The 15,600-nt window shown below is 45.9% G+C and carries 12 protein-coding genes; 4 read left to right on the top strand and 8 right to left on the bottom strand.

Going from position 1 to position 15,600, the window contains the following annotated elements:
• The coding region (locus GOU96_RS13995; RefSeq protein WP_324701984.1) for a PAS domain-containing hybrid sensor histidine kinase/response regulator at positions 1-3,237 on the top strand (3,237 nt) is incomplete at its 5' end.
• A gap of 105 nt (positions 3,238-3,342) precedes the next feature.
• On the opposite strand, the gene GOU96_RS13990 is transcribed toward GOU96_RS13995, so the two are convergent.
• Positions 3,343-3,816 carry a peroxiredoxin gene (locus GOU96_RS13990; RefSeq protein WP_000614589.1) on the bottom strand — a complete coding sequence of 158 codons (474 nt, stop codon included), beginning with the start codon at positions 3,814-3,816 and terminating at the stop codon, positions 3,343-3,345.
• Positions 3,817-4,466: 650 nt separating this feature from the next.
• Here GOU96_RS13990 and GOU96_RS13985 point away from each other — a divergent pair.
• On the top strand, positions 4,467-7,397 hold the full coding sequence (locus GOU96_RS13985) for a ligand-binding sensor domain-containing protein (RefSeq protein ID WP_114710603.1): 2,931 nt from the start codon (positions 4,467-4,469) through the stop codon (positions 7,395-7,397).
• A 42-nt stretch (positions 7,398-7,439) separates the two neighbouring features.
• On the opposite strand, the gene GOU96_RS13980 is transcribed toward GOU96_RS13985, so the two are convergent.
• Positions 7,440-8,633, bottom strand: coding sequence for a class I SAM-dependent methyltransferase (locus GOU96_RS13980; protein WP_033932533.1), 1,194 nt, complete (start codon positions 8,631-8,633; stop codon positions 7,440-7,442).
• Between the two features lie 245 nt (positions 8,634-8,878).
• On the opposite strand from GOU96_RS13980, the gene yccX reads away from it, so the two are divergent.
• Positions 8,879-9,154 carry an acylphosphatase gene (yccX, locus tag GOU96_RS13975; RefSeq protein ID WP_000414772.1) on the top strand — a complete coding sequence of 92 codons (276 nt, stop codon included), beginning with the start codon at positions 8,879-8,881 and terminating at the stop codon, positions 9,152-9,154.
• A 65-nt stretch (positions 9,155-9,219) separates the two neighbouring features.
• Here the strand turns inward: yccX and GOU96_RS13970 are convergent, their stop codons facing one another.
• The 6 genes from GOU96_RS13970 to GOU96_RS13945 form a co-directional block, all read right to left on the bottom strand.
• Positions 9,220-9,549, bottom strand: a complete 330-nt coding sequence (locus GOU96_RS13970; RefSeq protein ID WP_000895409.1) for a TusE/DsrC/DsvC family sulfur relay protein — start codon at positions 9,547-9,549, stop codon at positions 9,220-9,222.
• 113 nt (positions 9,550-9,662) lie between these two features.
• On the bottom strand, positions 9,663-10,334 hold the full coding sequence (locus tag GOU96_RS13965) for a Bax inhibitor-1/YccA family protein (RefSeq protein ID WP_001095848.1): 672 nt from the start codon (positions 10,332-10,334) through the stop codon (positions 9,663-9,665).
• Positions 10,335-10,578: 244 nt separating this feature from the next.
• The gene (locus GOU96_RS13960) at positions 10,579-11,334 is read right to left on the bottom strand and encodes an amino acid ABC transporter ATP-binding protein (RefSeq protein WP_042989542.1); all 756 of its coding nucleotides are present in this window, start codon (positions 11,332-11,334) and stop codon (positions 10,579-10,581) included.
• A 22-nt stretch (positions 11,335-11,356) separates the two neighbouring features.
• The gene (locus GOU96_RS13955) at positions 11,357-12,454 is read right to left on the bottom strand and encodes an amino acid ABC transporter permease (protein WP_042989543.1); all 1,098 of its coding nucleotides are present in this window, start codon (positions 12,452-12,454) and stop codon (positions 11,357-11,359) included.
• Between the two features lie 2 nt (positions 12,455-12,456).
• A complete protein-coding gene (locus GOU96_RS13950; protein ID WP_042989544.1) occupies positions 12,457-13,662 on the bottom strand; it encodes an amino acid ABC transporter permease in 1,206 nt (401 codons plus the stop codon).
• 125 nt (positions 13,663-13,787) lie between these two features.
• Positions 13,788-14,816 (bottom strand): amino acid ABC transporter substrate-binding protein, encoded by a 1,029-nt coding sequence (locus GOU96_RS13945; RefSeq protein WP_001284567.1) that lies wholly within the window; start codon positions 14,814-14,816, stop codon positions 13,788-13,790.
• Positions 14,817-15,269: 453 nt separating this feature from the next.
• Here GOU96_RS13945 and GOU96_RS13940 point away from each other — a divergent pair.
• Positions 15,270-15,600, top strand: a 331-nt coding sequence (locus tag GOU96_RS13940; protein ID WP_324701983.1) for a bifunctional precorrin-2 dehydrogenase/sirohydrochlorin ferrochelatase, incomplete at its 3' end; no start/stop codon positions are given.

Raw genomic sequence — 15,600 nt, 5'->3', positions numbered from 1 at the left:
TACGTTGCTCCGTTAAGCATTTTATTGAAAACGGTGGTGAGGCAAGTCCGCAATGAAGATTATGAATTTACTCTGACTCAAAAAGCGTATGGCGAATTACAACGCTTTATCGATAGTTTGAATGTGGTGTTTCACCATATTGCCGAACAGCTCAGTTTTAATACCTTGGTGAAAGACTTCAACATCATCATTCGCAACCATCCGACCACGGAAGCCTTGTGCAATCAGGTGACACAGTTTTTACTGCACCATTTTCCCGTTGAACTGATAGGTCTTTATCTCTATCAAAATGGCGTACTGACGCGTATTGCCGGTGTTGGTCAGTCGGAGTCTGCACAACGTGACTACAGTGATCCAACGACAACGCATTGTAGTGTGCTGCGTTCGGGCAAGCCTTATGCAATGAAGTCCCTCAATGGTAACTTCCAAGTGGTTTCTACCTCAGGAGTGATTGCACTCAATGAGGTGTATTACCTACCTCTACAGGTCAATAATCAGCCGATAGCGTTACTGGAGTTAGGAACCGTAGGCATGCTGACAATGCAGCAATACCATTGGTTATCGCAGATGCTTGACGATCTCTCTGTCGCGATTCAACTTAGCCAAAATGCGGAGCAGCAACGTTTGGCTGAAAGAAAAGTGCTTGAACAATCACAGCTCAATCAAGAGATCCTCGATGCTACACCCAACCCGATGTACTGCTTGAGTTCAGATGGTAAATTCCTCACGGTCAATGCCAAGTTCTTGGATCTCATGGGTTTATACAATAACGAAGTGATTGATAAAGAGCCGCAAGAGATTTTCCCAGCTGAGGTTGCAGAGCGCTTTGCTGCGGCGCACCAAGTGTTGACTAAACAACAAAGCAGTCAAAATTACGAAATTTCTTTGGTCGATTACACGGGTGTTCAGCGTGAAATGCTGGTTTACGAGGCATCTTTTAGCGATCGTGCGGACAAGGTCAATGGCATCGTCGGTATTTTGCTGGATATGACCGAACGCAAAGAGATGGAAGATGAACTCCGCAAAGCCAAAGAGGCGGCGGACGCGATGAGTCAGGCCAAAGGTGACTTCTTGGCGAATATGAGCCATGAAATCCGAACCCCAATGAATGCAATTTTGGGTATGGCACATCTGGCATTGAATACCCCACTCGATACGACACAACGCAAATACGTGAGTCGTATTAATGAATCCGCCAAAAACTTACTGGGCATCATCAATGACATTCTGGATTTTTCCAAAATGGAGGCGGGTAAACTCAATGTAGAGCGGATCGATTTCAATCTTGATGATGTACTGGATAATGTGACGGCAGTTGTCTCATTGAAAGCCCAAGAGAAAGGCATTGAGTTTTTGATGGATATCGACCCGCACATCCCACTAGGGCTGATTGGCGATCCGCTTAGGCTTGGTCAAGTGATGGTTAATCTGTGTGGTAATGCGGTGAAGTTTACCTCACAAGGCGAAATTGTACTGTCTGCACGAGTGAGCCAATTGAATGAACAGCAAGTCACGCTGCGGTTTGCCGTCAAAGACACAGGGATTGGCATTGCCCAAGACAAGCTGGACGATTTGTTCGATGCTTTCTCGCAGGCAGATAACAGCATTACGCGTCAATATGGGGGCACTGGGCTTGGGTTGAGTATCAGTAAGCAATTGGTCGAGCTTATGGGAGGGCAAATTACCGTTCATAGTGAAGAAGGTAAAGGTTCCACCTTTGAGTTTTCGGTGGTGTGTGGTCTGCAAGATGCCAAAATGCGTGATATTTCCCAACCTGTGCATGGTCTCGCGGATAAGCGAGTGTTAGTGGTGGATGATAATGATTCTGCTCGCCACATTCTCGACTCTTTACTGACCGCTATGCGTTTTAACGTCGTGACGGTGAGTAATGGGTTTGAGGCGCTGTCGGAAATTCAACAGAAACCCTTTGATATGTTGTTTGTTGACTGGAACATGCCTGGTATGAATGGCATTGAGCTACTGACGCGAGTGAAAACCCTCGGCCTTCGTGGGCACATGAAGAGCTTTTTAGTCACGGCTTATGGACGTGAAATTAACCTTGAAGGCGAAAACAGCAAGTTGGTTGACGCTTTAATTGTCAAACCGGTTAATCCCTCGAATCTGCTGGATGCGATTGTGACCAGTTATGGAATTGAGCATGTACGCCATAAAACGAACGAAGCGCATCACAACAGCAGGCCGAATTTTGTCGGCCAGAGTCTGTTGCTCGTCGAAGATAATGAGGTGAACCAAGAAGTTGCGCTTGGCCTACTCCAAGACACTGGCCTTAATGTCGTGGTCGCCAATCATGGTCAAGAAGCGCTTGAGAGGTTAGAGCATGCCGATTTTGATCTGGTGTTAATGGATATGCAGATGCCGGTCATGGATGGGATCACCGCGACTGAGCATATTCGAGCCAATCCGCGGTGGCAGAGCTTACCCATCGTTGCTATGACCGCTAATGCGATGGCGATAGATATTGAACGCTGCTTGCAAGCAGGCATGAATGATCATCTTTCCAAACCGATTGAAGTGGATAAGTTTTATCAGGTACTCAGGCATTTTCTTCAGGTGAGTGATGAGCAGAGCTTTTCATCGCATTCCCCAAATAAACCCAGCGCATCAAAACCTGCGATGAACGCTTTGTTAGATCTGCCTCAGCTGACGGGCGTTGATTTGGAACAAGCTATCTTCCGGATTGGGGGCAATCAACAACGCTATTTTGAAATTCTGCGTCACTTTATCGATAGCCAAGTTGATGAGCTGAACAGTGTAACAGGGCTAATCGAAGCGCAAGACTGGAGCTCTGCGACCCGAGTGGCTCATACTCTGAAAGGTTCTGCCGCGAATTTAGGATTAGAAGCTTTAGCTCAGTTGGCGGCAGAGATGGAGCAGAGTCTAGAGCAGCAAGTCCTACCTTCGTTTGAGCTGCTTCAACAAGCTCAAAGCTTGCTAACCCAAGTCGATGATGAACTCTCTGCGTGGGAACATCAGCATAAAGAGCCGCTATTGGCGGAGAACCTAGATTGGGGTTTGTGGTATCAGCAGTTGCAACAGGCGATCAATGATTATGATGTCACCGCATTAAGCCTGAGTAAGTCCATTCGCCAAGTTTCCCAGTGGGATTCGGCGCAGCAAGCCGCCTTAATTTCTGCAATTGAAGATTTTGATTTTGAGCAGGCAAAGGCGCTATTAGCCAGTTATCCGCAGTTAAGCGGTGAGCGTTTAAACCAGTAGCTTTAAAGTAATAGTGTTCAAGGTTTGCAACGAGAGTTGTTTAAGAAAGGCGATCAACCCGACACGCGGTCAAAAGACCCAGTGTCGGGTTTTTGAGGACTAGAATTACAAACTGGCTAGTACAGTTTCTGCTTTGCTCAATTCAAAGGTTTTTGGTGGCTCAACATTGAGCAGAGTGACTACGTTATTTTCAATCACCATGGCGTAGCGTTGCGAGCGCACGCCACCAAAGTTACCTGTGTCCATTTCGAGACCTAAGGCTTTAGTGAAGCTCGCATCGCCATCAGCCAGCATGGCAATTTCGCTCGCATTTTGCGCTTCGCCCCACGCTTTCATTACAAAAGCATCGTTAACTGAAACGCAAGCGATCATATCGACGCCTTTCTCTTTGAATTTGTCTGCCAAGACGACATAGCCAGGTAGATGTGCTTCTGAGCAAGTCGGAGTGAAAGCACCTGGAACGGCAAATAGTACGACTTTTTTGTTAGCAAACAAGGTGGTTACAGAGTGAGTCAGTGTACCCTCACTGGTTCTTTGGCTCAGTTGTACATCTGGTAAGGTTTGTCCGATTTGAATCATTATGTTTTCCTTATGAAGGTGGTATATCTCTACACGATTTCGAGTTCTAGCTCGGAATGAGTCTAGTCGTAGTGTAGCCCCTTATCGAGCAAACAAATACAGAGTGTTATTGGGGATATATTTTAGAGGATCGACATACTGTTTCAGTATAGGATGCGCATGTTCACTCTTTCGGTTGAAATCTTGGCAAATTTGGGCTGCAAAGTTTATTTTTTATAATGAATTGTGTGCGACAAAAATGAGATAAATACGGTGAATAGTGTGATCAGAAATTAGATAATCTCTCACTCCGATTGACGACAAAAGAATAAGTAACGAAACCTTGGCGGATAATAAAAAGGATGGGTACAGCCAAGTACCTGAATGGATATCGTTGTCGTCATGCAATGTCACTAAAACCTGAATCACTTTTTATGATAAGTGAGTAAAGGAAAGCTAGGCTTCAAAATAAAAAAACGCTTATCATCATCGGTGATGGTGTGCTTAACATATGGCCGAATGATCAGCGAATAATAAGATTATCCAGCTTAATGCTGGAAGCCATTATACCTAAACAACTTGGAGTTACTGCGAATACCGCAGCGGCTTCAAGTTCAAGGTGTATAAGACCCTAAAGGGGCGGTTTTCCAGTATAAAGGACCATTAGAATAATGACAGGAATTAGGCTTTTAGCTTGCTGCGGAGTGCAGATCTGTTCAGTGTTTTTGCTGATCATCAGTTCATCTGCTTATGCCGTAGTCGAACATATTTCGGACTATTTCGTGGAGACGTGGACCTCCACTGATGGTTTACCGCACAACAGTATTAATAGTATTGCCCAGACACGCGACGGTTATTTGTGGTTTGCCACTTGGGAAGGCGTGGTGCGATATAACGGCATCAATTTTCAAGTGTTTGATCGCAATCCACAAACTGGAATGGCTGACTCTGGAACTCGCACCTTATTACCCATGGATAACAATGGGTTGTTGGTGGCTGGTGCACGGGGGAGTATCACGCACAGACAGAGTTATGGCTGGCAATCTTTTCGTTCTGCGCCCAGTTTAGTCAATGGTGCATTGATTGATGATGAACAGAACTTGTGGCTCGCGATTGAAGGTCTCGGTGTGGTCGTTCGACCTTATTTGGGTCATAACCACTATGGACCGGATCGATGGTTACTGACTGATGCCAGTGCTTATCGTTTGGTAAAAAATCAGCATGGAGTGATTTTTGCGGCCACCGATAAAGGGTTATATCGCTTTAATGATTGGCAAGTGTCAGCCATGGAATTGCCGATTGGGCGCTATGAACGAATTAACTATATTTCCATCAGTTTGAATCAAGAACTTGTCGTGGCAACAGATCAAGGCGTTTGGGTCAACACTGAAGAAGGTTTCCAATCGTTGTTTGCACCGCTCGAGAAAGAAGTGGTGACGCTGGTGGAGCAAGATCGTGTCGGGAACTGGTGGATTGGTACGGTTAATCGCGGTATTGCACGCCTGAAAAATCAGCAACTGCAATTTTTGGAGCCTAGTCGAGGTTTGCCTTATAGCCGAGTGCTTTCTTGGTATCAGGATATCGAAGGCAGTGTATGGGTGGGAACCAACGCCGGCATTATGCGACTGCGTGATGCGCCTTTCATTAATATCAACAGTGATAAAGGATTAGTGGGCGATTATGTCCGAACCGTGTTACCGCTAGATGACCGACGAGTCATGGTCGGAACCAGTCGTGGATTAAGCATTATTGAAGAGGGCTTGGCACATAGCGCGTTAATGCCTCAGGTAGGTGCTCGTCCCTCGATACTCAGTCTGGCCAAAGCAGACCAACAAAGCACAAATGTTTGGGTTGGGACGGTTCAAAAGGGATTGCTCCTTTGGCAAAACGGCCAGTTGCGTCCTGTGCTAGATGAAAATAACGGTTTGCCAAGCAGCGAAGTCAGAGCCATCGTCACCGATTCACAAGATAATCTTTGGATTGGTACTTCAAATGGTATTGTCAAAAGAACCCCGCAAGGTGTGCTGACGACATACAACAAAAACAACTCCCCCTTGCCTGATGATTACATCATGGCACTCGCTTTGGATTCGGAAGGGAAGCTGTGGGTAGGTAGTGCTGTTGGTGTGGCTTATTTTGATGCTCAAGGCAAAATTCGTCCGGTTGATCTTACTAAGCAAGAGCAAGCACAGTATGTGTTTGGCTTCTACATGGAATCCGATTATGTCTGGATGGCCACAGATAGAGGCATCGTGCGTTATCGCTTGAGTGATGCAAGCGTTTCCCTTGTGGGTCGTGCCGCAGGCTTACCGATCGATAAATTCTTCCAAATGCTACGTGATAGTGAAGGGCATGTGTGGTTATCCAGCAACCGTGGGGTATGGAAGCTCAACTATGATCAGATGTTAGCGGTCGCTGATGGCATGAGCACACAGCTTGAATTCGAACATTTTGATGAAGGTGATGGTATGGCAACCAGTCAGGCGAATGGAGGAACCAACCCAGCGTCTGCAAGTTTGCCAAATGGTGAGCTGTTTTTTGCCACTGCGAAAGGGGTGGCGAGCATCAAGGTACAGCGTCTCCAGCAACTGAGTGAACTGCGTTTACCGGTCGTTCTCGAATCGGTCAGTTTTGACAGCGAGAGTATCAACCCAGATCAGCAGTACATTGCTGCGGCCGGAACCAATCGGGTCAGCTTCGGATACGTGGGGCTAGGTTTTGTGATGTCAGAGCGTTTGCAATATCGCACGAAACTTGAAGGGTTCGATCGAGATTGGTCATATCGGGGTCATAATACCCAAGCGGAATACACCAATTTAGCGCCGGGTAAATATCGATTCTTTGTCAGCGCCCGTTATCCGTATGGTGAGTGGAATGATGCCACGTTTAGTTACGTATTTATCATTGAACCTCATTGGTGGCAGCGTAAAGAGGTGATTGTCATGGCTGGCATGCTGTTTCTGGCGCTGGCGGTGTCACTGGTGATGTGGCGAATTCGTATTTTGAAACGGCGTGAGTTGTACCTCGTCGAGCAGGTTGCGTTAAAAACCCAAAAATTGCGCCTACAAGCGGAAAAGTTTGAGAGACTCTCGAAAGAAGATGATTTAACTGGGCTTGCCAATCGCCGCGCATTTGATATGTACCTCAAACAAGCCTTTTCTCGTCTGCAAAATCCAGATCAGCAAGTCAGTATTGCGCTGCTGGATATTGATCACTTCAAGCAGATTAATGACCGCTATTCGCACATTATCGGCGACCAAGCCATTGTAGCGGTATCACAAGAGTTACTTGGGTATGTTGGCGACAAAACCCGAGTGGCGAGATGGGGCGGTGAAGAGTTCACCATCTTATATGTAGGGGACCCTCAGCAAGCTTGGGGTTATTTTGAAAAGCTGCGTTGTAAGATTGAACAGGTTGATTTGTCTGCAGTAGCAACGGGATTAAACGTGACAGTGAGTATTGGCTTTGCCGATGCGCAGCAGGCGGAGAGTTATGAAACCGTTTTGAAGCTGGCGGATCATGCATTATTGACGGCGAAGAAACTCGGTCGTAACCGAGTGGTGAAAAGTGAAGAGTGGCAAGTAAAAAGCGGCCTCCATTGAGGCCGCTTTTCTATGCTTGCTAACGTTCGCTCACACCATCGCTTATAAAACCTTACAAGCAAAGCCTTTGAGATAAAAACCTTCAGGATAAGCGGTATCGGTTGGGTGATCGGCCGCTTGTTCAAAACGCTCAATAAACTTTACATCACGTCCAGCATCGAGAGCCGCATCGGCAATAATTTTCTGAAATAGCACTTGATCCATTAACCCTGAACACGAGTAGGTGAGCAGGGTGCCACCTGGGTTTAAGATCTGCATGGCCAGCATGTTGATGTCTTTATAGCCGCGGCATGCACCATCCAGCTGGGCTTTAGATTCGGCAAACTTGGGGGGATCCATCACCACCACATCAAAACGTGTGCCTTGGTCGCGGTATTCGCGCAGCAGTTTAAATACATCGGCATTCAAGAACACCGCACGCTTTTTACTGATATCGAAACCGTTCAATTCAGCATTGAACTTAGCCGTATCTAAGGCTGGTTGAGAGACATCTGCGTTGATCACACGCTTAGCTCCGCCTTTGAGTGCGTATAAACCAAAACCACCCGTGTAAGAGAAGCAGTTCAGCACTTCTTTCTCTTTAACGTATTTCATGGATTGGAAGCGGCTGTCGCGTTGATCCAGATAGAAACCCGTTTTGTGTCCACCCACAATATCGACGCTGATCTTAACGCCATTTTCTTCAATTACGACTGATTTAGGCGGTAATTCACCGTGCAGTACCCCAACGCGCTCGTCCAGCCCTTCTTTTTTACGCACCGCAACATCGGAGCGCTCATAAATATGGCACTCAGGGAAGCAATGTAATAATGCCTCGACCAGAGTTTGTTTTTGATACTCGGCACCGGCACTCAGTAGTTGGCAGACCAAATAATCTTGATATTTGTCGATAGTAATGCCAGGTAAGCCGTCTGATTCTGCGGCAATTAAACGGTAACCGGTTAAGCCATCACGTTCGATAATATCGTTGCGCAATAATTGTGCTTGTTCGATGCGTTTAATGAAGAAATCGCGATCAATCGGCTCTTGTTCAAAGCTCCAGACACGCGCAGTAATTTGTGAATGCGGTGAGTAGGCCGCTTTGGCTAACCATTTACCTTCAAAGGAGTAAACATCGACAGTTTCTCCCAGTTCAGGAGTCCCTTCGACTTTGCTGATCCCACGAGAAAAAATCCACGGATGTTTACGACGCAAAGATTTGTCTCGACCTTTGACCAAATAAATTGCAGGAGTCATTACGCTACTCAGATGGAAATAGAAATGGGCGGCTATTGTCGTGGAACTGATGAAGAAAAGCAAAAGAAAAGCCCCTTCCTTATGATTCGAAGGTAAGGGGTTATCAACTCTTTTTGGGATAACGTGGATTTCGGCTATGCTTGAACCAGTTTCATTAAAGTCGTATCGATGAATCTGGCTTTCTTATGCCACAGGGAAGAGAGCATTCTGTGGTCTGAACAATGGCATAAATCAGGATGAAAAAAATGGAAAAACAGTGCAGTAAGTTTATCGTTTCAGGTCATGTGCAAGGTGTGGGTTTCCGCTATCACACGTCTCATCAAGGTCTGAAGTTGGGTTTAACGGGCTACGCAAAAAATCTCAATAACGGAGATGTAGAGGTCGTGGCTTGTGGCACACCTGAAAGATTAGAAGAGTTGTATCTATGGTTGCAGGAAGGTCCTAAAACCGCCAGCGTTCGGCAAGTGCGCCGCTTAAGCAGTGAGTTAGAACATGACTATCAAGGGTTTGAAATTCTGTAGTGTTAAGTCGGAAGAGTGTCAAAGCGAAGCCTAATACGATGACTTCGCTATGGAGTTTTTAAATCTTATAAGCACTTCGCCGGTTTTGGTAAGCCAGCCAGTTTTGTTGCTTGTTTGGCGGGGCCTTTCGGAAAGAGTTTAAACAGATATTTACTGTTGCCTTTTTCTGGGCCGTGCTCTTTTTCCATCGCTTTGACCAACATACGAATAGCAGGGGAGGTTTTAAACTCCTCATAGAAACGACGGACAAAATGAACCACTTCTAAGTGGGCATCCGTCAGTTCAATCCCTTCTTGCTCTGCTAAAAGAGCGATCATCCCTTCTTCCCATTGCGTAAAGTCAAGAAGATAGCCTTGGGCGTCAGTGTCGATAGTGTTGCCTTGGTATTCCAGCATGGTGAGTGTCTGTGGTTGTCAATTTGCGCATAGGGTAGCGAAGCTCAAGGTGTGGCTCAAGCATAAAAAAGCCCGATGAATTCATCGGGCTTACCGTAAAACAATCTAAGCGATTAATCGTTATTGTTCATGATACCCAGAATGCTCAACAAGCTAGTGAACAGGTTCAGGATATTCAAGTACATAGAAATCGTTGCTGAGATATAGTTGGTTTCTTCACCACGCACAATACGGCTGGTATCAAACAGAATGAAACCCGAAAATACCAGTGCAGAAACGCTACTGATAGCCAGATGAGCCACCGTTGAGCCAACAAAGATGTTAATCAATGCCGCAACAATCACAATGATCAAGCCAGCAAACAGGAAATTACGCATGAAAGAGAAATCTTTCTTGCTGGTAATGGTGTAAGCCGACAGGCCTAAAAACACCATGCCAGTCAGGCCGAGTGCTTGCGCAATAACGATTGGGCCATTTGGCATCGCCGCATAGAAATTCAGCATAGGGCCAAGAGCTCCCCCCATCAGTCCAGTAAAGACGAACGTCCATACTAGGCCTGATGATGAGTTAATCGCTTTTGGCATCACGAAAAACAAAATGCCAATGGCAGCCAACTGCATCACCAAAGCAACGATAGGAGAAATGCCGATAGCCATAGTCGCCATTGCGGCAATCGCACTGGTGACAAGGGTCATAGAAAGCAGGAAGTAGGTATTCTTCAAAACCTTGTTGGTTTCAAGAGTACGTTCCAAGCTGGAAGTTCTAGTAAACATTGGCGTATTCATACTTTTCCTCTATTAAAAGTACTGATTGCTACAGGGACAGTTATGAGGCTCAATGCCATAAATTTCAAGCCCCTTGTGCTGTCTAACTCAATAATAATCAAAATCGGTGGTTAAGGTTATGTGCAGTTGTAACACGATATTTCATCTCATTCACCGAATGATGTCTTTTTATTTGCATGATTTTAAAAGAATTCAGAAGCGATTAACGCTTCCGAATCAATGATGATGAAGTGAGTACCGTCGATTAGTGATGCAGGATCTGGGCAAGGAAGTTCTGTGTACGATCCGATTGCGGGTTTTCAAAGAATTCTTTGGGATTGTTTTCCTCAATGATTTCTCCGGCATCCATGAAAATAACTCGGTCTGCGACTTCTTTCGCAAAGCCCATTTCGTGGGTCACACACAACATGGTCATGCCTTCCTCGGCAAGTTCAACCATAACATCCAGCACCTCACGCACCATTTCGGGGTCTAGGGCTGAGGTTGGCTCATCAAATAACATAATTTGTGGATTCATACAGAGTGAGCGAGCAATGGCTACACGTTGCTGTTGACCACCGGAGAGTTGACCGGGATATTTATCCGCTTGCTCTGGAATACGCACTCGAGTGAGATATTTCATGGCAATTTCTTCCGCCTTATCTTTGGGCATTTTCTTAACCCAAATCGGTGCGAGCGTGCAATTTTCCAACACCGTCAGATGAGGGAAGAGGTTGAAGTGTTGAAAACACATGCCAACTTCACTACGTACCAGTTCGATATTTTTCAGATCTTCAGTTAATTCATTTCCCGCGACGATGATTTGTCCCTTTTGATGTTCTTCTAGGCGGTTAATACAGCGGATCATGGTCGATTTTCCTGAGCCGGATGGTCCACAAATGACGATACGTTCGCCTTTTTTGACATTCAGGTTGATGTTCTTCAGGACGTGAAATTCACCATACCATTTATTCATGTCTTTAATTTGAATCATAAAATCTTGGTTGAGTTGTTGCGTCATAATACGTTCCTTGCAAAGTGACTTATCGTTTGTGACCGGTATGGAGTTTGCCTTCGAGCCAAATCGAGTATCTCGACATGCCAAAGCAGAAGATCCAGAACACTAACGCGACAAAAACATAACTTTCTGTAGCAAAACCGAGCCAATTCGGGTCGGTATTGGCGGATTGTCCGATGCCGAGCACATCAAACATGCCGATAATCAACACCAGACTGGTGTCTTTAAACAGACCAATAAAGGTATTTACAATCGATGGAATGGTGATTTTCAGCGCTTGCGGAAGAATAATCAGCCCCATTTTTTTCCAGTAACTTAAACCGAGCGCATCGGCTGCCTCATACTGGCCTTTGGGAATCGCTTGCAAACCACCACGGATCACTTCCGCCATGTACGCGGCACTGAACATCACCACGCCAATCAAGGCACGCAGTAGCTTATCTATCTCACTGCCTTGAGATAAAAAGAGTGGCAGCATTACCGAAGCCATGAACAGTACGGTAATTAAAGGCACCCCACGCCATACCTCAATGTAGACGGTACATAAGCTGCGAATAATGGGCATGTCGGAGCGACGTCCTAAAGCCAGTGCAACGCCAATTGGTAGTGAAGCGATGATGCCGACTAAAGCGATGATCAAAGTGACTAACAATCCACCCCATTTATGGGTTTCGACCACTTCCAGCCCGAAGACACCACCATAAAGAAGTAGAGCAGCGAAGAAGGGATAGATGTTAACGAAAACCAGCCAAATCCAACCTCGCTTTGGTGTTTTTTCATAAGCCAGCAGTGCGACAAAAAGAGCCAGAGTGAAGAAGAATAGCCTTGGTCTCCACAGTTCTGCCGCGGGGTAGAAGCCGTACATGAACTGCTCCCAGCGAACACTGATGAATACCCAGCAAGCGCCCTCAAGGGTGCAGTCGCTACGCGTGGTTCCGCTCCAGTTGGCGTTGAAAATCGCCCAATCGAGGATATTTAGGAGACCTTGAATAGCTAAGTAACCTAACACCAAGGTTGCGATTGAGTTAAACACGCCATTAAATAAATTTTTCCGTAACCAACCGACGACCCCTGTTGTGTTGGATGGCGGCGGTAGGCTAGGTTGAAATTGATGTGTTGCCATAATTATCTCTCCACCAGTGCCACTTTACGGTTATACAAGTTCATTAAGGCTGAAGTTAATAAACTCAGCGTGAGATAGACCAACATGGTCATCGAAATGATCTCAATCGCTTGTCCTGTTTGGTTGAGGGTGGTGCCCGCAAATACAGAAACCAAGTCTGGGTAGCCAATAGCCATGGCCAGTGAGGAGTTTTTGGTTAGATTCAGATATTGGCTAGTTAGCGGTGGAATGATGATCCTGAGTGCTTGAGGAATAATGACCAGTTTTAAGGTTTTCGTACGAGTTAAACCGAGAGACATTGCTGCTTCCGTTTGCCCGTGGCTGACCGCATTGATCCCAGAGCGCACAATCTCTGCGATGAAGGATGCGGTATAGATGGTCAAGGCGACCAGTAATGCCGCCAGTTCAGGCAGTACCGAGATCCCGCCTTGGAAGTTGAATCCGCGTAGTACGGGATATTCTGCTGTGATAGGTTGGCCAAGTAGAAAATAAACCAACACTGGAAAAGCGACACACAGTAAGAGTATGTATCGTCCCATCGGGGTTTGTTGTCCCGTTAAACGTTGGCGATTTGTTGCCCAGATACTCAATACCCAACAGGCAATGATGCCAGCGATTAAGGCAGCCAGAACCCAGATACTACCGGATTCAAAGATTGGCTTCGCGAGATACAGCCCTTTTATGTTGAGGTAAAACCACTCGCCAAGATGCATGCTTTCCCTTGCCGATGGCAAGGCTTGAAGCACAACGAAATACCAAAAGAATATTTGCAGTAGCAGTGGCAAATTACGAAATGTTTCGATGTAGACTGCTGCTAAGCGGCTGATTAGCCAGTTACTTGAGAGGCGAGCAATGCCAATCAAAAATCCCAGTATGGTCGCTAATAAGATGCCGAGTACTGAAACCAGAGCGGTATTGAGCAAACCCACCAGAAACGTTCGGCCATAGCTGTAAGTCTCATCGTAGGGAATTAAGCTTTGGCTGATACCAAAACCAGCGGTTTGATCTAGAAAGGCGAACCCCGTTGCGATCCCTCGAGATTCAAGGTTAGTTAACGCATTATTCACTATGGTGTAGAGAAAAAATGCTAGTACACAAACGGCGAGAAGTTGGAACACAACCGAACGGAAGGTTGGGTTATAAAGCAAATTGGTATGCTTGGAATGCGCGTCAGAAGTCTCTGGCGTCGCTTTATTTGTGGGTTTCATACAACAATAACCTCTTATCCATTTTTGTGCTCGGAGCTAAGCCAAGCGCAGATTCCTTTTACTTAAAGCCGCAGTACGCACGTCTCGTACTGCAGCTTTAAGGTGGTCGGGATTATAGTTATCAATTAACGGATAGGTGGTGCGTACATAAAGCCGCCCGCATTCCAGAGTGCATTCACACCGCGGTCAATTTTTAGTGGTGAGCCAGAGCCGACCGTGCGATCGAAGCTTTCGCCGTAGTTACCCACTTGCTTAACAATTTGGTAGCTCCAGTCATCTCGAATGCCAAGACCCGTTCCTTTCGGGCCATCAAGACCAAGGATACGTTTTACTTCTGGGTTATCTGACTTCATCATCTCATCGACGTTTTTCGATGTAATGCCGTACTCTTCAGCATTGACCATGGCGTACAGTACCCATTTAGCGACGTTGAACCACTTATCATCATCCTGACGAACCACAGGACCTAGAGGCTCTTTAGAGATGATTTCAGGTAGAACGACCGCAGAGTCGGGTTTTTCTAAATTGAGGCGCAGTGCATACAGACCCGATTGGTCAGTCGTCAGAACATCACAACGACCGGCATCAAAGCCTTTTGAAGTTTGAGCTGCAGTATCAAATACCACAGGTTTGTAAGTCATACCGCTATTGCGGAAGTAGTCTGCCAAGTTGAGTTCTGTTGTGGTACCCGATTGAACACAGACTGACGCGCCATTCAGTTCTTTGGCGCTTTTCACACCCAAATCTTTTTTCACCATGAAACCTTGACCGTCGTAATAGTTCACGCCGACAAAGTTAAGACCCAAGGCGCTATCACGTTGCAGAGTCCATGTTGTGTTACGAGACAGAACATCAATTTCACCGGATTGCAGCGCAGTGAAACGCTCTTTTGCGGTGAGTGGCACAAATTTAACTTTGGTTTTATCCCCTAGAACCGCTGCTGCCATTGCTTGGCAATATTCAACGTCGATCCCTTCCCATTCCCCTTTTGCATTTGGGTTAGAAAAACCCGGTAAGCCTGTACTGACGCCACAAGTAATAAAACCTTGAGATAACACTTTGTCTAGAGTGCTTTCTGCGGCTGATGCCGAGAGGCTCAGCATGGCAGACGAGGCTGCGACGACAGAAGCAAGAACAGTGAGTTTATTCGCCATTTGTATCCTTCCTGTTTGATCCGTTTTTGACCAGGTGACACCTGATACAAGAGTTCAGCTATGTTGTGTTTCTTCAGTTATTGGTTGATGTCTATGCGGATGCAATTGATAAATCAACCAGTTGTAAGCGTAGGTAAGGATGTCAGATTTCTCAAACAACGAGTGAAAAGAGTTGCTTAATTCCCCATTCCTTAACTGCGCCAAGAATGGCGAAGTGTTAAATAAATGTAAATAGTGCAACTGAGTGACAGAGTGGTGCAACAGGATGGCGTGACGGTGAGTGAACAAAGTTCTAATTAATAGTTCTATTAATTTGTTAAGGATTAGTCGGATTCACTGATTTATGGGTGAAATTTGCACAGATTTTATTTCATTCTGGTTATTAGATGCTTTTCTTGCCCCATTTTTGGTAGCATGAGTGCCAGTTAAGGATGGACAACCATAAGATGTACTATGCGCTATTTTCCTCTGTTTTTGGATTTGACCAATAAACCCGTTTTGGTCGTCGGGGGCGGCGAAGTGGCCTGCCGAAAGATTGATGCGCTATTGAGAGCGGATGCTAAAGTCACCGTGATTTCGCCGCAAGTGGCTCCCGCTTTACAGGCTTGGATTGATCAGGGGAAATGTCACTGGATTCAGCATTTTTATTCATCACACTGGTTAGATAAACGTTATGTTCAAGTATGGGCAACCACAGATAACCCAGAATTGAATCATCAGGTGTACAAGGATGCGAAAGAGCAGGGCATATTAGTCAATGTGGTGGATGATCAGCCATACTGCG

This window comes from Vibrio sp. R-1, from assembly GCF_035615595.1.
GTDB lineage: Bacteria > Pseudomonadota > Gammaproteobacteria > Enterobacterales > Vibrionaceae > Vibrio > Vibrio cholerae.
The sequence above is the reverse complement of the archived record's forward strand: the minus strand, read 5'-3'. Positions and strand labels throughout refer to the sequence as shown.